General features: G+C 68.7%; 20 protein-coding genes. 11 read left to right on the top strand and 9 right to left on the bottom strand.

Going from position 1 to position 20,436, the window contains the following annotated elements:
* Positions 1 to 51: 51 nt before the first annotated feature.
* The 6 genes from N4G63_RS09290 to N4G63_RS09265 all read right to left on the bottom strand — a co-directional run bounded on the left by N4G63_RS09290 (position 52) and on the right by N4G63_RS09265 (position 6,090).
* Positions 52 to 1,266 carry a CaiB/BaiF CoA transferase family protein gene (locus N4G63_RS09290; RefSeq protein WP_260788027.1) on the bottom strand — a complete coding sequence of 405 codons (1,215 nt, stop codon included), beginning with the start codon at positions 1,264 to 1,266 and terminating at the stop codon, positions 52 to 54.
* Positions 1,266 to 2,486: an ABC transporter substrate-binding protein gene (locus N4G63_RS09285; RefSeq protein ID WP_260788026.1), complete on the bottom strand. Its 1,221-nt coding sequence runs from the start codon at positions 2,484 to 2,486 to the stop codon at positions 1,266 to 1,268. Before N4G63_RS09285 ends, N4G63_RS09290 begins: the two co-directional genes overlap by 1 nt.
* Positions 2,487 to 2,604: 118 nt before the next feature.
* Positions 2,605 to 3,582: a branched-chain amino acid ABC transporter permease gene (locus N4G63_RS09280; protein ID WP_260788025.1), complete on the bottom strand. Its 978-nt coding sequence runs from the start codon at positions 3,580 to 3,582 to the stop codon at positions 2,605 to 2,607.
* A 103-nt stretch (positions 3,583 to 3,685) separates the two neighbouring features.
* Entirely contained in the window at positions 3,686 to 4,558 is an 873-nt protein-coding gene (locus N4G63_RS09275; protein WP_260788024.1) for a branched-chain amino acid ABC transporter permease, read from the bottom strand.
* 27 nt (positions 4,559 to 4,585) lie between these two features.
* Positions 4,586 to 5,302, bottom strand: a complete 717-nt coding sequence (locus N4G63_RS09270) for an ABC transporter ATP-binding protein (protein ID WP_260788023.1) — start codon at positions 5,300 to 5,302, stop codon at positions 4,586 to 4,588.
* The gene (locus N4G63_RS09265) at positions 5,302 to 6,090 is read right to left on the bottom strand and encodes an ABC transporter ATP-binding protein (RefSeq protein ID WP_260788022.1); all 789 of its coding nucleotides are present in this window, start codon (positions 6,088 to 6,090) and stop codon (positions 5,302 to 5,304) included. Before N4G63_RS09265 ends, N4G63_RS09270 begins: the two co-directional genes overlap by 1 nt.
* Positions 6,091 to 6,303: 213 nt before the next feature.
* Here N4G63_RS09265 and N4G63_RS09260 point away from each other — a divergent pair, with 213 nt between their 5' ends.
* Both N4G63_RS09260 and N4G63_RS09255 read left to right on the top strand, forming a co-directional pair.
* The gene (locus N4G63_RS09260) at positions 6,304 to 7,977 is read left to right on the top strand and encodes an AMP-binding protein (RefSeq protein ID WP_260788021.1); all 1,674 of its coding nucleotides are present in this window, start codon (positions 6,304 to 6,306) and stop codon (positions 7,975 to 7,977) included.
* A gap of 17 nt (positions 7,978 to 7,994) precedes the next feature.
* Complete coding sequence (locus N4G63_RS09255) at positions 7,995 to 8,780, top strand: enoyl-CoA hydratase (protein WP_260788020.1); 786 nt, start codon at positions 7,995 to 7,997, stop codon at positions 8,778 to 8,780.
* An 18-nt stretch (positions 8,781 to 8,798) separates the two neighbouring features.
* Here the strand turns inward: N4G63_RS09255 and smpB are convergent, their stop codons facing one another.
* The gene (smpB, locus tag N4G63_RS09250; RefSeq protein WP_260788019.1) at positions 8,799 to 9,335 is read right to left on the bottom strand and encodes an SsrA-binding protein SmpB; all 537 of its coding nucleotides are present in this window, start codon (positions 9,333 to 9,335) and stop codon (positions 8,799 to 8,801) included.
* 64 nt (positions 9,336 to 9,399) lie between these two features.
* On the opposite strand from smpB, the gene N4G63_RS09245 reads away from it, so the two are divergent.
* Both N4G63_RS09245 and N4G63_RS09240 read left to right on the top strand, forming a co-directional pair.
* The gene (locus N4G63_RS09245; protein WP_314599603.1) at positions 9,400 to 9,849 is read left to right on the top strand and encodes a type II toxin-antitoxin system RatA family toxin; all 450 of its coding nucleotides are present in this window, start codon (positions 9,400 to 9,402) and stop codon (positions 9,847 to 9,849) included.
* On the top strand, positions 9,839 to 10,183 hold the full coding sequence (locus N4G63_RS09240) for an RnfH family protein (protein ID WP_260788018.1): 345 nt from the start codon (positions 9,839 to 9,841) through the stop codon (positions 10,181 to 10,183). The genes N4G63_RS09245 and N4G63_RS09240 overlap by 11 nt, the downstream gene beginning before the upstream one ends.
* A gap of 53 nt (positions 10,184 to 10,236) precedes the next feature.
* On the opposite strand, the gene N4G63_RS09235 is transcribed toward N4G63_RS09240, so the two are convergent.
* Positions 10,237 to 10,749, bottom strand: coding sequence for a DUF4124 domain-containing protein (locus N4G63_RS09235; protein WP_260788017.1), 513 nt, complete (start codon positions 10,747 to 10,749; stop codon positions 10,237 to 10,239).
* A 201-nt stretch (positions 10,750 to 10,950) separates the two neighbouring features.
* Between N4G63_RS09235 and guaB the strand changes: the two genes are divergently transcribed.
* The 3 genes from guaB (at position 10,951) to guaA (ending at position 15,342) form a co-directional block, all read left to right on the top strand.
* Positions 10,951 to 12,423 (top strand): IMP dehydrogenase, encoded by a 1,473-nt coding sequence (guaB, locus tag N4G63_RS09230; protein ID WP_260788016.1) that lies wholly within the window; start codon positions 10,951 to 10,953, stop codon positions 12,421 to 12,423.
* Between the two features lie 66 nt (positions 12,424 to 12,489).
* Positions 12,490 to 13,701, top strand: a complete 1,212-nt coding sequence (locus N4G63_RS09225) for an MFS transporter (RefSeq protein WP_260788015.1) — start codon at positions 12,490 to 12,492, stop codon at positions 13,699 to 13,701.
* A gap of 33 nt (positions 13,702 to 13,734) precedes the next feature.
* Positions 13,735 to 15,342: a glutamine-hydrolyzing GMP synthase gene (gene guaA / locus N4G63_RS09220; RefSeq protein ID WP_260788014.1), complete on the top strand. Its 1,608-nt coding sequence runs from the start codon at positions 13,735 to 13,737 to the stop codon at positions 15,340 to 15,342.
* 560 nt (positions 15,343 to 15,902) lie between these two features.
* Here guaA and N4G63_RS09215 read toward each other — a convergent pair.
* The gene (locus tag N4G63_RS09215) at positions 15,903 to 16,832 is read right to left on the bottom strand and encodes a LysR family transcriptional regulator (protein WP_260788013.1); all 930 of its coding nucleotides are present in this window, start codon (positions 16,830 to 16,832) and stop codon (positions 15,903 to 15,905) included.
* Between the two features lie 115 nt (positions 16,833 to 16,947).
* Between N4G63_RS09215 and N4G63_RS09210 the strand changes: the two genes are divergently transcribed.
* From N4G63_RS09210 to N4G63_RS09195, 4 genes are all read left to right on the top strand, one after another.
* A complete protein-coding gene (locus N4G63_RS09210) occupies positions 16,948 to 17,640 on the top strand; it encodes a type 1 glutamine amidotransferase domain-containing protein (RefSeq protein ID WP_260788012.1) in 693 nt (230 codons plus the stop codon).
* Complete coding sequence (locus N4G63_RS09205) at positions 17,637 to 18,155, top strand: Dps family protein (RefSeq protein WP_314599602.1); 519 nt, start codon at positions 17,637 to 17,639, stop codon at positions 18,153 to 18,155. Before N4G63_RS09210 ends, N4G63_RS09205 begins: the two co-directional genes overlap by 4 nt.
* A gap of 97 nt (positions 18,156 to 18,252) precedes the next feature.
* The gene (locus N4G63_RS09200) at positions 18,253 to 19,224 is read left to right on the top strand and encodes a zinc-binding dehydrogenase (protein ID WP_314599601.1); all 972 of its coding nucleotides are present in this window, start codon (positions 18,253 to 18,255) and stop codon (positions 19,222 to 19,224) included.
* A gap of 48 nt (positions 19,225 to 19,272) precedes the next feature.
* On the top strand, positions 19,273 to 20,379 hold the full coding sequence (locus N4G63_RS09195; protein WP_314599600.1) for an NADH:flavin oxidoreductase/NADH oxidase: 1,107 nt from the start codon (positions 19,273 to 19,275) through the stop codon (positions 20,377 to 20,379).
* Positions 20,380 to 20,436 lie beyond the last annotated feature (57 nt).

Here is a 20,436-nt window from a genome sequence, read left to right as displayed (position 1 = left end):
GGGTGTCCCCGCAATGAGAGCTTGTGAATGAAGCGGCTGCGCGGGCCCGCGTCAAGCGGGCATCTTCAGCACACCTGACTGGAGCAGCGCATCGATGCGCGCGCCGTCGAAACCCAGCTCCTGCAGGATCTGCCGGCCGTGCTCGCCCAGGCGCGCACCGCCGCTGGCCGGCGCCATCGGCTGGCCATCGAAGCGTGCACCGGCACGGGCCAGGCGCACGCGGCCGACATCGCCATGCTCGAGCGTGACCACGGCCTGGTTGTGCAGCACCTGCGGATCGGTGAGCACCTGCGGCCGCTCGTGGATCACGCCCATGGGCACACCATGCTGGCGGCACAGGGCTTCCAGCGTGGCGTTGTCGAACTGCAGAAACAGCGGCTCGAGCGTGGCGCGCAGCGCCTGGCCGTGGCGGTAGCGCAGCGGCAGGCTGGCAAAGCGCGGATCGTCGGCCAGCGCCGGCTGGCCCAGCACCGTGCACAGCGCGCGAAACTCGGCCGGCTGCGGCACCATGGTGGTGACATGGCCGTCGGCCGTCTTCCAGGGCCGCTGCGTGGCGCCGAACTCAGGAAAGGGCGCGGGCGGCTCGTCCATGAAGACATGGTTGTACATCGCGTCGGGCCACTGGAAGGCCAGCGTGGCGTCGAGCATCGCCACCTCCACCCGCGCGCCGCGGCCGCTGCGCTCGCGCTGCAGCAGCGCGGCGGTGATGGCCTGGGCCGCGGTGAGGGCGGTGACCTTGTCGCTCACCGTGCTGGCCAGCACCACCGGTGCGCCGGTGGCGTAGTCGCGCTGCGAGGCGGCCACGCTGCCGAGTGCCTGGATCACGGCGTCGTAGGCGCGGTCACCGGCGCGCGGGCCATCGGGCCCGAAGCCGGTGACCGACAGGTGCACCAGGCGGGCAAACCGCTCGGCCAGCATCGGCGGTGCCAGGCCCAGGCGCGCCATCACGCCGGGGCGGAAGTTCTCCACCAGCACGTCGGCGCGCTCGATCAGCGCCAGCAGGATCTCGCGTGCCTCGGGCGCCTTGAGGTCGAGCGCAATGCCGCGCTTGCCGCGGTTGGCGGTGATGAAGCTGGCCGAGAGGTCGCCCTTGGCCGGGCCGATGGCGCGGGTGGTGTCGCCCTCGGGCGACTCCACCTTGATGACCTCGGCACCCTGGTCGGCCAGCAGCGCCGTGGCCATCGGCCCGGCGAACACCGACGACAGGTCAATGATGCGGATACCAGCCAGCGGCTTCATCACATCCACCCCGGCCGGTTTGTCCATCACTTGCCGTACACCTTGCCGAAGCGCACCCAGGTCTTGCCGTCGAACTTCGACAGCTGTTCCTTCTCGACCGGGTAGAAGTCGTCCGGCCCGGTCTTGATCTCCACGCCGGGCAGCAGCATCGGCACGTTCTGCATGTTCAGGTTGGCGGCCTGGCGCATGACGTTCTCGCGCGTGAGGTTGTCGCCGCACTGGCGCAGCACCTGGGCCATGGTGAGCGCGTGGGTCCAGGCGGTGACGTTGAAGGCATTGCTCAGGTCGCCGCCGGGGTAGTACTTCTTCATCCAGTCGGTCCAGGCCTTGAAGTCGGCATCGTTGGCCCAGGCCGGGTCGGTGGGGTCTTTGAGGTACTGGGTGGTGATCAGGCCCACCGCGTTGTCCAGGCCGGCCGGCTTGAGCACCGAGCCCACCGAGGCCGACACGCTGTTGAGGTAGTGCGCGTCGAGCTTCCAGCCCACCTCGGGGATCTTCTTGATGGCCTGCGCCGCGAACTTGGGCGTGGTGATGTTGAAGAAGACGTTGGCGCCCGAGTTCTTCAGCGTCAGGATCTGGCTGTCGATGGTGGGATCGGTGACCTCGTAGCTGACCTTGGACACCACCATGCTGCCCTTGGCGCCCAGGCCCTCCTCGAAGCCCTTGAGGTAGTCTTTGCCGTAGTCGTCGTTCTGGTAGAGGATGGCCACCTTGGCGTTGGGCATGGTCTCCATCAGGTGCTGGGCATAGATGCGGCCCTCGCCGGTGTAGGCCGGCTGCCAGCCCATGGTCCAGGGAAAGTTCTTCGGGTCGCCCCACTTGGTGGCGCCGGTGGCCACGAACAGCTGCGGCACCTTCTTCTGGTTCATGTACTTGTGGATCGCGCTGTTGGGCGGTGTGCCCAGCGGCGCAAACACCAGCAGCACTTCTTCTTCCTCGACCAGCTTGCGCGCCTGCTCCACGGTCTTGGCCGGGTTGTAGCCGTCATCGACCGTGATGAACTTGACCTTGCGGCCGTTGATGCCGCCCTGGGCGTTGACCATGTCGAAGTAGGCGCCCATGGCCTTGCCGATCACGCCGTAGGCCGAGGCCGGGCCCGAGTACGGCATGATGTTGCCGATCTTGATCTCCTTGTCATCGGCGCCGGTGTCGTACTTCTTTTGCGCCAGCGCGGCGCTGCTGAACGCCGTGGCGGCAAGCACCACGGCGGTGGCCTGGATCACGAAGCTTCTGCGGGCGGATGTCATGGATCGAGTTCTCCTTTGCGGGGATCGGTCAGTGGGTGGCGGTGCGTACGTGCAGGCCATGTCTGCAGGTTCGCGCCGCCTTCATTGAAACGCGCCGGCAGCGGCACGCGCGACAGGGTCAACCCCGAGCCGGTGCCGGGCGCAGGCGCAGCCACAGCGTGCGCAGCAGGCCCATCACGCCGCTGGGCATCAGGTACATCAGCAGGATCAGCACGGCGCCGTAGATGGCCCACGGGGCCGACTTGGACAGCTCGTCGGCGATGTTGGGCACGAACTGGATGAAGGCCGCGCCAAAGATCGCCCCCGGGATCGACGCCAGCCCGCCCACCACCACGCCCACCAGGAAGGTGATCGACAGGAACACCGTGAAGCTGTCGGGCGAGACGAAGGCCACGCAGATCGCGCCCAGGCCGCCGGCCACGCCGGTGAAGGCCGCCGATACACCAAAGGCCATGCTCTTGAACAAGGGCAGGTTGATGCCCATGGCGGTGGCGGCGATCGGGTGGTCGCGGATGGCGATCAGCGCACGGCCGATGCGCCCGCGCAGCAGGTTCCAGGCGATCAGGAACATCAGCGCGGCCACCACCAGGGTGAAGAAGTACAGCCAGCGGTCGGCCGACAGCGGCTGGTCGAGAAAGCGCATCTCAAACGGTGCATCGGGCTTGTTCAGCACGATGCCCTGCACGCCACCGGTGTAGGTCTCGATCTTCTTGTACTTGAGCAGCTGCGGCACGGCCAGCGCAAAGGCAAAGGTGGCCAGCGCCAGGTAGTGGCCGCCCAGGCGCAGTGCCGGAAAACCCATCAGAAAGCCGAGCACGAAGCACACCACGGCCGAGATCGGCAGCGTGGCCCAGTAGGGCCAGCCGGCCATGCTCATCAGCATGGCGGCCACGTAGGCGCCCACGGCATAGAAGGCGCCATGGCCCAGCGAGATCTGGCCATTGAAGCCGGTGAGCAGGTTCAGCCCCAGCACCGCCACCGCGTACACCAGCACCAGGTTGAACTGGAACACGCGGTAGTTCTTGAACAGGAAGGGCAGCACCAGCAGGCCGGCGGCCAGCAGCAGCACCAGGGTGATCTTGAGGGTCTTGTTCATCGTGTGTCTCGCGTCGTGGTGCGGGCGGTCTCAGTGCCGCCGGGCCGCCCCAGGGGGCCGGGCACCCCTCGGGGGGCAGGAGCGTGGCGACGTGGGTTCTGCGTCAGACCCGGGTGACCACGTGCTTGCCGAACAGGCCGTTGGGCCGCAGCGTGAGCGTGCCGACGATCAGCACCAGCGCCACGCTGAGCTTCAGCTCGGTGCCGATCACGTAGGCGCCCAGCAGGTTCTCGAGCACGCCGACGATGAAGCCGCCCAGCACCGCTGCGCCGGGGTTGTCGATGCCGCCCAGCAGCGCGGCGGCAAAGCCGTAGAGCAGGATGCCGCTCATCATGTTGGGGTCGAGGTAGACCACCGGCGCCACCATCATGCCGGCCACCGCGCCGATGGCCGCTGCCAGGCCCCAGCCCATGGCCAGCATCCAGCTCACGCGGATGCCCACCAGCCGCGACGACTCGGGGTTCTGCGCCGCGGCGCGCATGGCCAGGCCCACCGGCGTGAAGCGGAAGAAGGCGTACAGCGCCGCCAGCACCGCCAGCATCACCAGGGCCGAGCCCATCTCGTGTGCGCTGAACAGCTTGTTGGCCAGCGGCCCCTTTTGCTCGAAGGGGCTGGGAAAGGACTTGATGGTGTGCTCGAAGATCCAGCCGGCCAGCGAGTTGAAGATCACCAGCAGGCCGATGAACACGATCACGTTGGTGAGCACCGGTGCCTTCTCGACCGGCCGCAGGATGATGCGCTGCACCGCCACGCCGGCCACGAAGCTGATGGCCACCGTGGCGAAGAACGCGCCCCAGTAGGGCCAGCCGGCCTGGATCAGCGCCCAGGCGATGAAGGTGGAGAACGTGGCCATCTCGCCCTGGGCGAAATTGATGTGGTGCGTGGCCTGGTAGATCATCACCAGGGCCAGGGCCACGCTGCCGTAGATGCAGCCGTTGGCCAGGCCCGAGGTGATCTGGTGGAGAAAGGCTTCCATGCGGGTCGGTACCTCTTGGAGATGTGCTCAATAGCCCAGATAGGCGCGGCGCACGGACTCGTCGCGCTTGATCTCGGCGGCCGGGCCCGACAGCGCCACCGTGCCGGTCTCCAGCAGGTAGGCGTGGTGGGCGAGGTCGAGCGCGAGGTTGGCGTTTTGTTCGACCACCAGCATGCTGACGCCGTCTTCCTCGTTGATGCGCCGCATGATGCGGAAGATCTCGGCCACGATCAGCGGGGCCAGGCCGAACGAGGGTTCGTCGAGCAGCAGCAGGCGCGGGCGCAGCATCAGTGCGCGGCTGATGGCCAGCATCTGCTGCTCGCCGCCCGACAGCGTGCCGGCCTGCTGGTGGCGGCGCTCGGCCAGGCGCGGAAAGCGCTGGTAGGCCTTGTCGATGTCGCCGGCCACCTCGTGGCGGTCACGCCGGGTGTAGGCGCCGAGCTTGAGGTTGTCTTCGACGCTCAGCGCCGTGAAGGTGCCGCGGCCATCGGGCACATGGGCCACGCCCATGCGCACCACGCTTTCGGTGCCCTTGCCGATCAGCGACTGGCCGTCGAGCGTGAGGCTGCCCGAGGTCTTGACCATCTGGCAGATGGCGCGCAGCGTGGTGGTCTTGCCGGCGCCGTTGGCGCCCAGGATGGCGGTGATCTGGCCCGGTTCGAGCGAGAAGTCGATGCCGAACAGCACCTGGGTGGCGCCGTAGCTGGCGCACAGTTTCTGGGCTTCGAGCAGCTTGGCGGCCATCACACGCTCTCCGCCGGTGCGCCGAGGTAGGCGGCAATGACGTCGGGGTGGCGCTGGATCTCGGCCGGCGTGCCCTCGGCGATCTTGCGGCCGAAGTTCAGCGCCACGATGTGGTCGGACACGCTCATCACCAGGCTCATGTGGTGCTCCACCAGCAGCACGGTCATCTTCAGGCGATCACGCACGTCGGTGATCAGGCGGCCAAGGTCGGCCAGCTCTTCGTGGTTGAGGCCGGCAGCGGGTTCGTCCAGCAGCAGCAGCTTGGGATCGGCGGCCAGCGCGCGGCCCATCTCCACCCGCTTTTGCGTGCCGAAGGGCAGATCGCCCGCCGGGCGGTCGGCCACGCTCGAGAGCTCGAGGTAATCCATGATCTCGTCGGCACGGCGGCGCAGCCGGGCCTCCTCACCACTGACCGAGGGCAGGCGCAGCGCGCTGGCGATGAAGCCCGCCGACGAGCGCGAGTGCGCGCCGATCATGATGTTGTCGCGCACCGGCAGGGTGCGGAACATGGCCAGGTTCTGGAAGGTGCGGCCCATGCCGAGCGCCGCGATGCGGTGCGTGGACATGGCCGTGATCGACTCGCCGTCGAAGCGGATGTCGCCGGCCTGGTAGGCATACAGCCGCGACAGGCAGTTGAACAAGGTGGTCTTGCCGGCGCCGTTGGGGCCGATCAAGCCGCAGACCTGGTGGCGCGTGACGTCGAAGCTCACGCCGTCGAGGGCGACGATGCCGCCGAAGCGCACGGTCACGTCTCGCACGCTGAGCAGGGGGGCACCGGTATCTGCCATCTGTGGGTGTTCCATCGTTGCAGAGGTCGGGCTGCGGCAGCCCGTCCGACGCCGCGTTTATAGGTGTCCGCCCCCCGCTGGCGATAGCGGGGCTTGCCCTGACACACGCGCGACATTCAGTCAGCTGGAAGGGGGGCTTCGTGTGCGACGATTGCCCGCACCGCCCATTGCAGGGGCGTTGACGCCGGTTGACGCCCATTGAAGGATTCACCCATGAGCATCTACGACCAGCATCTGGACAAGACCGCGGCCAACTTCGTGGCGCTGTCGCCGGTGAGCTTCGTCGAACGCAGCGCCGAGGTGTTTGGCGACCTGACATCCGTGCTGCACGGCCAGCGCCGCTACACCTGGGCCCAGACCCGCGAGCGCTCGGCGCGCCTGGCCGCGGCGCTGCGCGCGCTGGGCGTGCAGCGCATGCACACGGTCAGCGTGATGCTGCCCAACACCCCCGAGATGGTGGAGGCGCACTACGCCGTGCCGGCGCTGAACGCCGTACTCAACACCCTGAATACGCGGCTCGATGCCGCGCTGATCGCGTGGCAGATGGCCCATTGCGAGGCCACGGTGCTGATCACCGACCGCGAGTTCGCGCCGGTGATGGCCCCGGCGCTCAAGCTGCTGCGCGAGCAGCATGGCCGCACGCCCATCGTCATCGATGTCTGCGACAGCGAGTACACCGGCAGCGGCGATCGCCTGGGCACGCACGAGTACGAAGCCCTGCTGGCCGCCCACGCGCCGCTGGCCCGTCTGGACGGCCCGGCCGACGAGTGGGATGCCATTGCGGTGAGCTACACCTCGGGCACCACCGGCGATCCCAAGGGCGTGGTCACGCACCACCGCGGCGCCTACCTCAATGCCGTGGGCAACGCCGTCACCTGGACGATGAAGCAGTTCCCCACCTACCTGTGGACACTGCCGATGTTCCACTGCAATGGCTGGTGCTTTCCGTGGACGGTGGCCATGCAGGCCGGCACCCATGTGTGCCTGCGCCGCGTGGAGGCCAGGGCCATCCTCGAGGCGATGCGCCTGCATGGCGTGGACCATTACTGCGCCGCGCCCATCGTGCACAGCCTGATCTACAACGCCCCGCCCGAGCTGCTGGCCGGCCTGGGCGTCGCTGTCGATGCGGGCCGGGCGGTGAACAGGATTCGCGGCATGGTGGCCGGCGCCGCGCCACCGGCGGCCATGATCGAGGGCATGGCGCAGATCGGGTTCGACATCACGCATGTGTACGGCCTGACCGAGGTCTACGGGCCGGCCGGCGTGGCGGCCAAACGCGCATCGTGGGCGGCAGAAACCTTGAGCGAGCAGACCCGCCTCAACGGCCGCCAGGGCGTGCGCTATCCGCTGCAGGAAGGCATGACCGTGCTGCACCCCGAGACCCTGGCCGAGGTGCCGGCCGATGGCCAGACCATGGGCGAGATCATGTTCCGCGGCAACGTGGTGATGAAGGGCTACCTGAAGAACCCGGCCGCCACCGCGGCCTCGCTGGCCGGCGGCTGGTTCCACACCGGCGACCTGGCCGTGCTGGAGCCCGACCGCTACGTGAAGATCAAGGACCGCAGCAAGGACGTGATCATCTCGGGCGGCGAGAACATCAGCTCCATCGAGGTCGAGGACGCCCTCTACCGCCACGCCGCCGTGGCCGCCTGCGCGGTGGTGGCCCGGCCCGACCCCAAGTGGGGCGAAACCCCGGTGGCCTATGTCGAGCTGAAGGCCGGCGCATCGGTCACTGCCGAAGCCCTGGTGGCGCACTGCAAGGGCCTGCTGGCCGGCTACAAGGTGCCGCGCGAGATCCGCTTCGAGGAGATCCCCAAGACCTCCACCGGCAAGATCCAGAAGTTCCAGCTGCGCGAACGGGCCAGGTCCTCGTCCGCCATCGAATGACCCCCGGGAGACCCGCGATGCTGACCACCGACGAGCCGTTGCTGCTGCGCCATGACGATGACCAGGGCGTGATCACGCTGACGCTGAACCGGCCGCAGGCCTTCAACTCGCTCAGCGAGGCCATGCTGCTGGCGCTGCAGACCGAGCTGGATGCGGTGGCCGGCGAGGCGCGGGCGCGGGTGGTGGTGATCGCCGCCGCGGGCAAGGCCTTTTGCGCCGGGCACGATCTGAAGGAGATGCGAGCCGCGCCCTCGCAGGCCTACTACGAGGGCCTGTTTGCCCAGTGCGGCCGCGTGATGCTGAGCCTGCAGCGCCTGCCGGTGCCGGTGATCGCCCAGGTGCAGGGCATTGCCACCGCTGCCGGCTGCCAGCTGGTGGGCATGTGCGATCTGGCGGTGGCGGCCGACGACGCGCGGTTTGCGGTCAGCGGCGTCAACCTGGGCCTGTTCTGCGCCACGCCCAGCGTGGCGCTCAGCCGCAACCTGCCGCGCAAGCAGGCCTTCGAGATGCTGGTCACCGGCGCCTTCATCAGTGCTGCCCAGGCCTGCGAGCGCGGCCTGGTCAACCGTGTGGTGCCACCCGCGCAGCTGGCCGCCGAGGTGCAGGCGCTGGCGGCCAGCATCGTGGCCAAGCCGCGCGTGGCGCTGGCCATGGGCAAGGCCTTGTTCTATCGCCAGCTCGAAACCGGCATTGCCGCGGCCTACGACGACGCGGTCAAGACCATGGCCTGCAACATGATGGACGACAGCGCGCTCGAGGGCGTGCAGGCCTTCATCGACAAGCGCCAGCCCCGCTGGGGCTGAGCCTCGTGTGAACAGGCGCTAGGTGCTGGTGCCGACGCGCTGGCGCATCAGCCGGCCCTGCTCGCGCTTCCAGTCCTTGTCCTTCTGGTCGTCGCGCTTGTCATGCTGGGCCTTGCCCTTGGCCAGCGCGATCTCCACCTTCACCCGCCCGCCCTTGTAGTGCAGGTTCAACGGCACCAGCGTGAAGCCGCGTTGCTCGACCTTGCCGACCAGGCGGCGGATCTCCTGCTTGTGCATCAGCAGCTTCTTGGTGCGGTCGGGTTCGGGCACCACGTGGGTGGAGGCCGAGCGCAGCGCGTTGATGCGGCAGCCGATCAGGAACAGCTCGCCGTTCTTGATGACCACATAGCCGTCGGTGAGCTGCACCTGGCCGGCGCGGATGGCCTTGATCTCCCAGCCATCGAGCACCATGCCGGCCTCGTGCCGCTCTTCGATGTGGTAGTCGTAGCGGGCACGGCGGTTCTCGGCGATCGGCGCCGAGGGCTTCAGATCCTTGGGATTCACCCGAGGCTGGTCTTGGCGCGCGCTGGTGCGGTAGGGGGTGGGCAGGGACATGTTGGCCAATGAACAGGGCCGCGCGACTGTGGCGTCGGGCGGCCCCTAGAATTTGCCCCATTGTATGAAGCACGTGAAGAAGTCGGTTCTGTTGTGGTACTCGGCCAGCGAGATGTATGCGCTGGTGACCCAGGTGGAGGCCTATCCGGCCTTTTTGCCCTGGTGCGAGCGTGCCGATCTGCTGTCGCAGGACGCGCAGGGTCCCACCGTGCGTCTGCACCTGCAGTTTGCCGGCCTGCGCCATGCGTTCACCACGCGCAACATCCATGTGGCCGACCAGCGGGTGGACATGAAGCTGGTGGACGGCCCGTTTTCGCTGCTCGATGGCCAGTGGCGGTTTGCGCCGCTGGGCGCCGAGGGCCAGCCACCGGCCTGCAAGGTGGAGTTCGAGCTGACCTACGCCTTTGCCAACCGCGCCTTCGAGAGCGTGCTGAGCCCGGTGTTCGACAAGGTGGCCAACACCTTTGTCGATTCGTTCGTGCGCCGCGCCGAGCAGGTCTACGGTGAGCGCTGAGCCGGCCGTGCCGGTGGGCGGCGAGATCGGCGTGCTGCTGGTCCACGCCGCGGCGCCGCACGATGTCTGGCGCCTGGCGCTGCGCCTGCCGGCAGGCGCCACAGTGGCCGATGCGCTGCGCGCCAGCGGCTGGGCCGGGCGCCTGGGCGCTGACGGGTTGCTGGCGCTGGCCCTGAGCGTGTGGAACCGCGCGGCGCCGCTGGATGCGCCGCTGCGCGACGGCGACCGCATCGAGCTCAGCCGGGGGCTGACGGTCGATCCGAAGGAGGCGCGGCGCCTGCGCTACCGGCGCGATGGCCTGAAGCGGGCGCAGCGGCGCCTGAAGGCGGGCTGAGCGCGCGCCAGGCGCTGGCTTGGGCCGGGCGCTGGCACGGCCAAAGCCTGGGCTCAGCGGCAGTTGGCCTCGGCGGCGGCGCGGGCGCGCTGCAGGTCGGCGGCCCGCATGTTGTCGTCGATCACCACGCGCTCGCCCTGGGGCGTGATGCGCACCATGCGCTGGCCGCTGTCCAGCGTGGCGATCTGCTGGCGGGCCTGGCTGCAGTTCTCGGCGCGCAAGCGGGCCTGGCGCTCCTCGTCGGCGCGCTGCTGGTTGCGGCTGTCCTGCTCCTGCTTCTTGCGGCGCGCTTCCAGCTCGGGGTCCAGCGCCTGGCGTGCCGGCGCCGAGGCGGCCGGTGCGCTGGCCTCGGCGGCCGGTGCGGCCGGCTGGGCCTTGCCGTTGCGGCTGGGCGGGCGCTGCAGGATGTCCTTGTCGGGCACCTCGCGCGGCGGCGGCCGGTCGCTCACATGCACCTGGCCGCGGCTGTCCTTCCACTTGTACTGAGCCTGGGCCGCCGGGGCCAGCAGCGCCAAGCTCAGGGCCCCGAGCAGCAGCAGGGCAGGGCGGTGACGGGCAGGACTCACGGTGGGGCGCTCCTCTGGCGGGGCGGTGGCAGAACGGATGGCGCCGCAGTGTAGCGGCGGCCCCCGGCCGCAGGCACCGGGGAGAGCCCTGCCCGGCGCGCGCCGTGTGCGTTGCTGGACAGAACAGGGCTCCGCACGGGTGGCCAGTGGCCGGTGTGGCGCGGCTCCGTATAATCCGCTTTTGCGTCTGGAGCTTCTCCCATGCGCCTTCTCGGCAAAGCGCTCACCTTCGACGACGTGTTGTTGGTGCCGGCTTACTCTCAGGTGTTGCCCCGCGACACCAGTCTTGCGACCAACCTGTCGCGCAACATCCGCCTGAACCTGCCGCTGGTGTCGGCCGCGATGGACACCGTGACCGAGGCGCGCCTGGCGATCGCCATCGCCCAGGAGGGCGGCATCGGCATCGTGCACAAGAACCTCACGCCGCGCCAGCAGGCGGCCGAGGTGGCGCGGGTCAAGCGCTATGAATCGGGCGTGCTGCGCGACCCGATCACCATCAGCCCCGGCGTGCCGGTGCGCGAGGTGATCGCGCTGAGCCGCCAGCACGGCATCTCGGGCTTTCCGGTGGTGGAAGACGGCCGCGTGGTCGGCATCGTCACCGGCCGCGATCTGCGCTTTGAAACGCGCATGGACGCCCCGGTGCGCGAGATCATGACCCCGCGCGACCGCCTGATCGTCGTGAAGGAAGGCGCCACCATCGAGGATGGCAAGGCGCTGATGCACCAGCACAAGCTCGAGCGCGTGCTGGTCGTCAACGACGCCTTCGAGCTGCGCGGCCTGATGACGGTGAAGGACATCACCAAGCAGACCAGCTTTCCGAACGCCGCGCGCGATGCCCAGGGCAAGCTGCGCGTGGGCGCCGCGGTGGGCGTGGGCGAGGGCACCGAAGAGCGCGTCGAGCTGCTGGTGCGTGCCGGGGTCGATGCGCTGGTGGTCGACACCGCGCATGGCCACTCGGCCGGCGTGATCGAGCGTGTGCGCTGGGTCAAGAAGCACTACCCGCAGGTGGACGTGATCGGCGGCAACATCGCCACCGGCGCCGCGGCGCTGGCGCTGGTGGAAGCCGGCGCCGATGGCGTCAAGGTGGGCATCGGCCCGGGCAGCATCTGCACCACCCGCATCGTGGCGGGCGTGGGCGTGCCGCAGATCACCGCCATCGACAACGTGGCCACCGCGCTGCGCGGCAGCGGCGTGCCGCTGATCGCCGATGGCGGCATCCGCTACTCGGGCGACATCGCCAAGGCCGTGGCCGCCGGTGCCAGCACGGTGATGATGGGCGGCATGTTTGCCGGCACCGAAGAGTCGCCGGGCGAGGTGTTCCTGTTCCAGGGCCGCAGCTACAAGGGCTACCGCGGCATGGGCTCGATCGGCGCCATGAAGGCCGGCTCGGCCGACCGCTACTTCCAGGAAAACGACGAGACCACCAACCCGAACGCCGACAAGCTGGTGCCCGAGGGCATCGAAGGCCGGGTGCCCTACAAGGGCTCGATGATCTCCATCGTCTACCAGATGGCCGGCGGCCTGCGCGCCAGCATGGGCTACTGCGGTTGCGCCACGGTCGAGCAGATGCACGACCAGGCCGAGTTCGTCGAGATCACGGCCGCCGGCATCCGCGAAAGCCATGTGCACGACGTGCAGATCACCAAGGAAGCGCCGAACTACCGGGCGGAGTGAGCCAGGCCTGCAATGACTGAGCGCGAGAGCGGGCCGACCGCCGTACCCGGCGGGCGGGGGGCCAGCATGGCCTTCATCATGATCACGGTGCTGATCGACATGGTGTCGATCGGCCTGATCATCCCCGTGCTGCCGCTGGTGGTGGGCACCTTCACCAGCTCGCCCACCGAGCAGACCTGGTGGTACGGGGTGGTCACCATCACCTTCGGCCTGGCCAACTTCTTTGCCTCGCCGGTGCTCGGCGCGCTGAGCGACGCGTTTGGCCGGCGGCCGGTGCTGCTGTTGGGCTTCTCGGGCCTGGCGCTGAGCTTCTTCGTCACCGGCCTGGCCACGGCGCTGTGGATGCTGATCGCGGTGCGGGTGTTCTCGGGCGCCATGCAGGCCAATGCCGCGGTGGCCAGTGCCTATGTGGCCGACATCTCGGCGCCCGAGGAGCGTGCGCGCCGCTTCGGCATGCTGGGTGCGATGTTCGGCATCGGCTTCATCCTCGGGCCGGCCAGCGGCGGCCTGCTGGGCGCCATCGACATCCGGCTGCCGTTTTTTGCGGCCGGCACGCTGGCGGTGCTGAACTGGCTGTACGGCTGGTTCGTGCTGCCCGAATCGCTGCCGCCTGAAAAGCGCCAGCCCTTCGCCTGGCGCCGTGTGCACCCGTTCGCGGCCTTGTCGGGCCTGGCCCGGCTGGCCGATGTGGGTCCGCTGGTGTGGGTGGTGGCGCTGGCCGCGCTGGCGCAGTTCACGCTGCACACCAGCTGGGTGCTGTACACGCACTTCAAGTTCGGCTGGGGGCCGGCCGAGGTGGGCTGGTCGCTGTTCACCGTGGGTGCCATTGCCGCGCTGGTGCAGGGCTGGCTGCTCAAGCACATGCTGGTGCGCTTCTCGACCCGCGTGCTGGCCACGGTGGGCCTCACCGCCAGCGCCCTGAGCTACCTGGGCTTCGGCCTGGTGACCGAGGGCTGGATGATGTACGTGGTGATCGTGCTGGGCGGCATCCTCGGCGGTGGCGCGCAGGCGGCCATCCAGAGCCTGATCTCGAATGCCGCGCCGGCCCATGAGCAGGGCGCCACGGCCGGCTCGGTGGCCTCGCTGAACGGCCTGATGGCGGTGCTGGCGCCCATGGTGGCCACGCCGCTGCTGGGCGTGGTGTCGCACCTGCAGGCCGGCGACGTGCTGATGGGCCTGCCCTTCTTCTTCTGCGCTGCGCTGCAGGCCGTGGGTGCCACGGTGGCGTACCGCTTCTTCCGCCGCCGCGCGCTGCAGGCTGCCGCGGCTTCTGCCTGAAAGTGGCCGCCGGTGCGGCCTGAGAGCTTTGCCATGCAACACGACAAGATCCTGATCCTCGATTTCGGCTCGCAGGTCACCCAGCTCATCGCGCGCCGCGTGCGCGAAGCCCAGGTGTATTGCGAGATCCATCCGAACGACGTGTCGGACGAGTTCATCCGCAGCTATGGCGCCAAGGGCATCATCCTCAGCGGCAGCCATGCCAGCACCTACGAGGACCACGAGCTGCGCGCGCCGCAGGCCGTGTGGGACGCCGGTGTGCCGGTGCTGGGCATCTGCTACGGCATGTTCACGATGGCGGTGCAGCTGGGCGGCCAGGTGGAAGCCAGCGACCACCGCGAGTTCGGCTACGCCGAGGTGCGCGCGCACGGCCACACCGAGCTGCTGCAGGGCCTGCAGGACTTCAGCACGCCCGAAGGCCACGGCATGCTCAAGGTGTGGATGAGCCACGGCGACAAGGTGACCGCGCTGCCGCCGGGCTTCAAGCTGATGGCCAGCACGCCCAGCTGCCCGATCGCCGGCATGGCCGACGAGAGCCGGCGCTACTACGCGGTGCAGTTCCACCCCGAGGTCACGCACACGGTGCAGGGCGCCGAGCTGCTGACGCGCTTTGTGCGCGGCATCGCCGGCTGCCGCGGCGACTGGATCATGGGCAACTACATCGACGAGGCGGTGCAGAAGATCCGCCAGCAGGTGGGCGACGAGGAGGTGATCCTGGGTCTGTCGGGCGGCGTCGATTCGAGCGTGGCCGCGGCGCTGATCCACCGCGCCATCGGCGACCAACTGACCTGCGTGTTCGTCGATCACGGCCTGCTGCGCCTGAACGAGGGCGACATGGTGATGGAGATGTTTGCCGGCCGCCTGCATGCCAAGGTGATCCGCGTGGATGCCTCCGAGCTGTTTCTCGGCCAGCTGGCCGGCGTGAGCGACCCCGAGAAGAAGCGCAAGATCATCGGCGGCCTGTTTGTCGATGTCTTCAAGGCCGAGGCGGCCAAGCTCAAGGCCGGCGATGGCGGCCACCAGGGCGCCACCTTTTTGGCCCAGGGCACCATCTACCCCGACGTGGTGGAAAGCGGCGGCACCAAGACCAAGAAGGCCACCACCATCAAGAGCCACCACAACGTGGGTGGCCTGCCCGAGCAGCTGGGCCTGAAGCTGCTGGAGCCGCTGCGCGAGCTGTTCAAGGACGAGGTGCGCGAGCTGGGCGTGGCGCTGGGCCTGCCGCACGACATGGTCTACCGCCATCCGTTCCCTGGGCCGGGCCTGGGCGTGCGCATCCTGGGCGAGGTGAAGAAGGAGTACGCCGACCTGCTGCGCCGCGCTGACGCGATCTTCATCGAGGAACTGCGCTCGACCATCGAGCCGCTGTCGGGCAAGAGCTGGTACGAGCTCACATCCCAAGCCTTCACGGTGTTTCTGCCGGTCAAGAGCGTGGGCGTGATGGGCGACGGCCGCACCTACGAATGGGTGGTGTCGCTGCGCGCCGTGCAGACCAGCGACTTCATGACCGCCGACTGGGCCGAGCTGCCGTATGCGCTGTTGAAGAAGGTGAGCGGGCGCATCATCAACGAGGTGCGCGGCATCAACCGCGTGGCCTACGACGTGAGCAGCAAGCCGCCGGCCACCATCGAGTGGGAATGACGGGCGGGACAAAAAGTCGTTGAAAATCAATAGGATAAGTTCCCCTATTGATGACGCGGCCGCATCGTCAACGAGCGTCGAGACCTTCACCGTGCAGTATGGGTTGCGGCGGCGCGAGGCATTGAACGCCTACTCGATCGACCTCGGCATCTGTGGAAACCGCGGCCGTCGCTTTGTGCGCCGCGATGGTGGCAGCAGGGCAGAGCGTTTGGCTCGGCGGCACATTGAACAATTGTTCCTGCAGGGGGGGGGCCACTGCGGGGCCACTGCCGGACTCGACCCGTGCGAGTCGACCGGCCTGACGTTCCGAATGACTCCATTTCGGCATGACGACCCCATGCTGCGCGACGCCCACGGAACGGATGGCAATACGGCGGCTGGGCCACGTCCATAACCTGCTGGACGGACGAGGGCGTCGATGGATGCCGTGGCTGAAGCGGTCGCCAAAGGCACTCCAGCAGCGCTTCGTCAAGAGTTCGTGCAGCGCATCGGCGTCTGGCCCTCATCGAGGCGCACTGGCTCCGCAAGCCATGGGCGGTGTCAGAGCCGCAGCCTCATACTCACGCCTGGCGCGCCGACGGCGCGACGGTCTCGGCCAGGTACTGCACGAAGGCCCGCACCCGCGCCGAGAGGTGGCGGTTCTGCGGGTACAGCACATGGAACGGCCGCGACCGGCCTCCGTGGCCCTGCATCAACTCCACGAGCCGGCCCGCCTTCACAGCCTCGCGCGCCACGAAGTGGTAGATCTGGAACAGCCCGCCGCCCGCCGCGGCCCAGCCCACACCGGCCAGTACGTCCTCGTGCACGCGCTGGCGGCTCTTGAAGTTGAAGTCGATGTCCTCGCCTTCGGGCGTGCGCAGGATCCAGGGCATCGGCCGCCCGGTGCTGGGCACGACGAACTGGATCAGGTCGTGCTGCCGCAGTTCGTCCAGCGTCTTCGGCTTGCCGTGGCGCCGCAGGTAGGTCGGTGAGCCGAAGATGCCCACGGTGGCCTCCTCGAGCTTGCGCGAGACCAGGCGCGAGTCGCGTGGCTCACCCAGGCGGATGGCCAGGTCGTAGCCGTCCTCGACGAAGTCGACATTGCGGTTGGAGACATTGAGCTCGATGTCCACGCCGGGGTAAGCGGCCATGAAGCCCGGCAGCGCCGGCACCACGCGGTGGTGGCCGTAGACGGTGCCCACGCTCACGCGCACCAGCCCCTTGGGCTCGGCCTGCTGGCCGGTGAGGGCGCGCTCGGCCTCGGCGATCTGCTCCAGCGCCTGCTGGCACTGCGCGTGGTAGAGCTCGCCACCCGCGGTGAGCCGCACGCTGCGCGTGGTGCGGTTGAACAGCCGCACGCCCAGCCGCGCTTCGAGCCGTCCGATGGAGCGGCTCACCGAGGCCGGTGTCAGGCCCAGCGCCTCAGAAGCGCCGGTGAAGCTGCCGAGTTCGGCGGCCTTGCAGAAGAGTTCGATGCTGCCCAACTGCACGGGCTCAAAGGTGCGTGCCATTTGTTCATCCAGGTAATCAACATAGTTCCATGGCGCCAGTTTATTGGCAGGCGACGAATCAATACAGTTCTTTCCATCGCGCCGCTTGGCGCATTCACCGAAGAAAGGACTCTCCATGACTTCCCGCATCCTGATGATCGTCACCTCCAACGCCCGCATGGGTGCCACCGGCAAGCCCACCGGCCTGTGGGCCGAGGAGCTGGCGGTGCCGTACTACGCGCTCGCCGATGCCGGCGTCGAGGTGACGCTGGCCTCTCCGGCCGGTGGCCCCGCGCCCGTCGACCCGGGCAGCATCAAGCCGGTCGGCCAGAACGACCCGGTGGTCGAGCGCTTCCTGGCTGATACCGCCCTGCAGGCGCGCATCGCGGCGACGCCCAAGGCTTCGGAGTTCGACGGTGCCCAGTTCGACGCCATCTTCTTCCCGGGCGGCCACGGCACGATGTGGGATCTGCCGGTGGACGCTGGCGTGACCCGTGCCGTCGAGCGCGCCTTCGCGGCCAAGAAGCTGATCGCCTCGGTCTGCCACGGTGCTGCCGGCCTCGTGACGGCCAAGCGCCCCGATGGTCAATCCATCGTGAAGGACCTGCGCGTCAACTCGTTCACCGATGCCGAGGAGGTGGCCGTCGGTCTGGAGAAGGTGGTGCCCTTCATGCTGGAGACGCGCCTGCGTGAGCTGGGCGGCCGCTTCGAAGGCGCGGGCAACTGGCAAGCGTTCGCAGTCCGCGACGGCCAGCTGATCACGGGCCAGAACCCGCAGTCATCGCACCTGGTGGCGCAAGAGCTGCTCAAGGCGCTGAGGCAAGCATGAGCGCGAAGGACGCCACCATGATGCACAGCCCCCAGATCGGCACCGGCACCGGCATCGGCATCAGCGAGCAAGACCGCGTCGCCATCGCAGAAGGCCTGTCACGGCTTCTGGCGGACACGTACACGCTCTACCTGACCACGCACAACTTCCACTGGAACGTGACGGGTCCGATGTTCAGCAGCTTGCACGCGATGTTCCAGACCCAGTACACCGAGTTGTGGAATGCCGTCGATCCCATCGCTGAGCGAATCCGCGCACTGGGGGCCAAGGCGCCCGGCAGCTACGGGCAGTTCCAGGCGCTGACTTCGGTGCCCGACGCCCCGAGCCAGTCGCCCAAGGCGCTCGAGATGGTTCGCATCCTGATGCAAGGCCATGAAGCGGTGGCCCGCACCGCGCGCGGCATCTTCTCCGTGGTTGAGAAGGCCGGTGACCAGCCCAGCGCAGACCTGCTGACCCAGCGCCTGGACAGCCACGAGAAGACCGCGTGGATGCTGCGCAGTCTGCTCGAGACGTGAACTCGGGCTCGGCGTTCGCGCCGAGCCTCGGGTGATCGACTCAACCACGTGCCTCGGGTCACCAGCCGGACCGAGGCCGACACCAGCGATGACCGCCATGAAAGCACTGCTCCTGCTCAGACCCGGCGACGACCATGCGTTGACGCTGGCCGACGTACCCACGCCAAGCCCGGGCCCCGGCGAAGTCCGCCTGCGCGTGCGCGCCTCCAGCATCAACCCGGTGGACCACAAGTTCGCGCGCAGCGGGGCGGGCTTGACGCTGCCCCATGTCCTGGGCATTGATGCGGCCGGCGAAATCGACGCGCTCGGTCCGGGCGTCCATGATTGGAATCTGGGCGACCGCGTGATGGCGCTGACCAACCTGTACCGATGGGGCGGCTTTGCCGAGCAGGTCATCGTCGATGCGCGCGTCCTCAGCCGCTTGCCTGAGTCGTTGTCGTTCGAGCGGGCCGCCGCCATCCCGTGTGCAGGCCTGACGGCTTGGCAAGCGGTGCACCTGAAGTTGAATCTGCGGCCCGGCCAGACGGTCCTCGTTTCGGGTGCGGGCGGTGGTGTTGGCGGGTATGTTGTGCAGATGGCCCGGCAACAGGGTGCGCGCGTCATCGGCACCACGGCACGGTCGGGCGAGCGCGTTCGAGCGCTTGGCGCCGAGGCCGTCATCGACTATCGGCAAGGTGACGTGGCGGCGCAGGCCATGACCCTCACCCAGGGGCGGGGTGTGGATGCCGTGATCGACCTGGTATCGGCAGTGTCGGCCACGTCCTTGCTGCCGCTGCTGCGCCACAACGGGGCCATGGTGTGCGTGGTCGGTCGCCCCAAGGAGGCCGATCTGCCGGCCTGGGGCAAGGCCATTTCCCTGCATGACGTAGCCCTGGGCTTTGCGTACCAGCACGGGGACGGCGAGAGCCTGCACGACATCGGTCGCGCCGGCGAGACGGTGGCCGCGTGGGTGGCCGACGGGCGCCTGGACCCGCAGGTGACGCGTGTGATCTCGCTGGCCGAGACACCCGACGCGCTGCGAGACACCGGCGCCGGACTGAACCAGGGCAAGGTGGTGATCCGCCTCTGAGCAGGCTGTCGACACAGCCACCCCTGCCCACCAACACTTGGATTTTTCATGGCATTCCTCTTTGAACCCCTGCGCTTGAAGGACGTGGTCCTGCGCAACCGCATCGGCGTGCCCCCGATGTGCCAGTACATGGCCCAGGACGGCCTGGCCAACGACTGGCACCAGACCCACTACGCCGCACTGGCCCGCGGCGGTGCCGCGCTGGTGACGGTCGAGGTCACCGCGGTGTCGCCCGAAGGCAGGATCACGCCGGCTTGTCTGGGCCTGTGGAACGACGCCCAGGCCGAGCCCTTGGCGGCCATCGCACAGTCCATCCGCCAGGCCGGTGCCGTCCCCGGCATCCAGATCGGGCACGCGGGCCGCAAGGCCAGCGCCCATCGCCCCTGGGAAGGCGATGACCACATTCCCGCGGGTGACGCCACCGGCTGGCAGCCGATCTCGCCGTCGGCGATCGCCTTCGGTGCCCACCTTGACCGCGTGCCGCGGGCGATGAGCCTGGACGACATCCAGCGCGTGCAGCAGGACTTCGTGGCCGCGGCCCGCCGCGCGCGCGATGCCGGCTTCGAATGGCTGGAACTGCATTTCGCGCACGGCTACCTGGGCCAGAGCTTCTTCTCCACGCATGCCAACGCGCGTGACGATTCCTACGGCGGCAGCCTCGAGAACCGAAGCCGCTTCTTGCTGGACACGCTGCGCGCGGTGCGCCGCGTCTGGCCCGAGCGGCTGCCGCTGACCGCCCGCTTCGGTGTCATCGAGTACGACGGTGACGACGAACGCACCTTGGCCGAATCGATCACGCTGACCCGCCAGTTCAAGGCGGAAGGGCTGGACCTGCTCAGCGTCAGCGTCGGCTTCTCCACGCCGAAGGCGCAGGTGCCCTGGGGCCCTGGCTTCCTGGGCCCGGTGGCGGCCCGCATCGGCCGCGAGGCGAGCATTCCGGTGTCGTCGGCTTGGGGCTTCGAGGACCCGGCGGTGGCGGAAGCAGCCATCGCCCAGGGTCAGCTCGACCTGGCGCTCGTCGGCCGCGCCCACCTGGCGAACCCGCATTGGCCCTATGCCGCGGCGCAGGCGCTCGGCCAACCCCAGGCCGCCTGGGTGCTGCCGCCACCCTATGCCCACTGGCTCGAGCGCTACCGCCCCAGCGCTGGCCGGTGATCCCTCCCTTCATCACCCACGCCGCCATCGCCACACCCCGATGGCGCTCAACCCTCC

The organism is Aquabacterium sp. OR-4 (assembly GCF_025290835.2).
Classification (GTDB): Bacteria; Pseudomonadota; Gammaproteobacteria; order Burkholderiales; family Burkholderiaceae_C; genus Pseudaquabacterium.
Note: the sequence above shows the minus strand (reverse complement) of the source record. Positions and strands in the feature narration are given on the sequence as shown.

What these genes read in the sequence shown, in the direction of transcription:
- N4G63_RS09290 (WP_260788027.1), bottom strand. Translation starts at nt 1,266, where the DNA reads ATGGACAAACCGGCCGGGGTGGATGTGATGAAGCCGCTGGCTGGTATC.
- N4G63_RS09285 (WP_260788026.1), bottom strand. Translation starts at nt 2,486, where the DNA reads ATGACATCCGCCCGCAGAAGCTTCGTGATCCAGGCCACCGCCGTGGTG.
- N4G63_RS09280 (WP_260788025.1), bottom strand. Translation starts at nt 3,582, where the DNA reads ATGAACAAGACCCTCAAGATCACCCTGGTGCTGCTGCTGGCCGCCGGC.
- N4G63_RS09275 (WP_260788024.1), bottom strand. Translation starts at nt 4,558, where the DNA reads ATGGAAGCCTTTCTCCACCAGATCACCTCGGGCCTGGCCAACGGCTGC.
- N4G63_RS09270 (WP_260788023.1), bottom strand. Translation starts at nt 5,302, where the DNA reads ATGGCCGCCAAGCTGCTCGAAGCCCAGAAACTGTGCGCCAGCTACGGC.
- N4G63_RS09265 (WP_260788022.1), bottom strand. Translation starts at nt 6,090, where the DNA reads ATGGCAGATACCGGTGCCCCCCTGCTCAGCGTGCGAGACGTGACCGTG.
- N4G63_RS09260 (WP_260788021.1), top strand. Translation starts at nt 6,304, where the DNA reads ATGAGCATCTACGACCAGCATCTGGACAAGACCGCGGCCAACTTCGTG.
- N4G63_RS09255 (WP_260788020.1), top strand. Translation starts at nt 7,995, where the DNA reads ATGCTGACCACCGACGAGCCGTTGCTGCTGCGCCATGACGATGACCAG.
- smpB (WP_260788019.1), bottom strand. Translation starts at nt 9,335, where the DNA reads ATGTCCCTGCCCACCCCCTACCGCACCAGCGCGCGCCAAGACCAGCCT.
- N4G63_RS09245 (WP_314599603.1), top strand. Translation starts at nt 9,400, where the DNA reads ATGAAGCACGTGAAGAAGTCGGTTCTGTTGTGGTACTCGGCCAGCGAG.
- guaB (WP_260788016.1), top strand. Translation starts at nt 10,951, where the DNA reads ATGCGCCTTCTCGGCAAAGCGCTCACCTTCGACGACGTGTTGTTGGTG.
- N4G63_RS09225 (WP_260788015.1), top strand. Translation starts at nt 12,490, where the DNA reads ATGGCCTTCATCATGATCACGGTGCTGATCGACATGGTGTCGATCGGC.
- guaA (WP_260788014.1), top strand. Translation starts at nt 13,735, where the DNA reads ATGCAACACGACAAGATCCTGATCCTCGATTTCGGCTCGCAGGTCACC.
- N4G63_RS09215 (WP_260788013.1), bottom strand. Translation starts at nt 16,832, where the DNA reads ATGGCACGCACCTTTGAGCCCGTGCAGTTGGGCAGCATCGAACTCTTC.
- N4G63_RS09210 (WP_260788012.1), top strand. Translation starts at nt 16,948, where the DNA reads ATGACTTCCCGCATCCTGATGATCGTCACCTCCAACGCCCGCATGGGT.
- N4G63_RS09205 (WP_314599602.1), top strand. Translation starts at nt 17,637, where the DNA reads ATGAGCGCGAAGGACGCCACCATGATGCACAGCCCCCAGATCGGCACC.
- N4G63_RS09200 (WP_314599601.1), top strand. Translation starts at nt 18,253, where the DNA reads ATGAAAGCACTGCTCCTGCTCAGACCCGGCGACGACCATGCGTTGACG.
- N4G63_RS09195 (WP_314599600.1), top strand. Translation starts at nt 19,273, where the DNA reads ATGGCATTCCTCTTTGAACCCCTGCGCTTGAAGGACGTGGTCCTGCGC.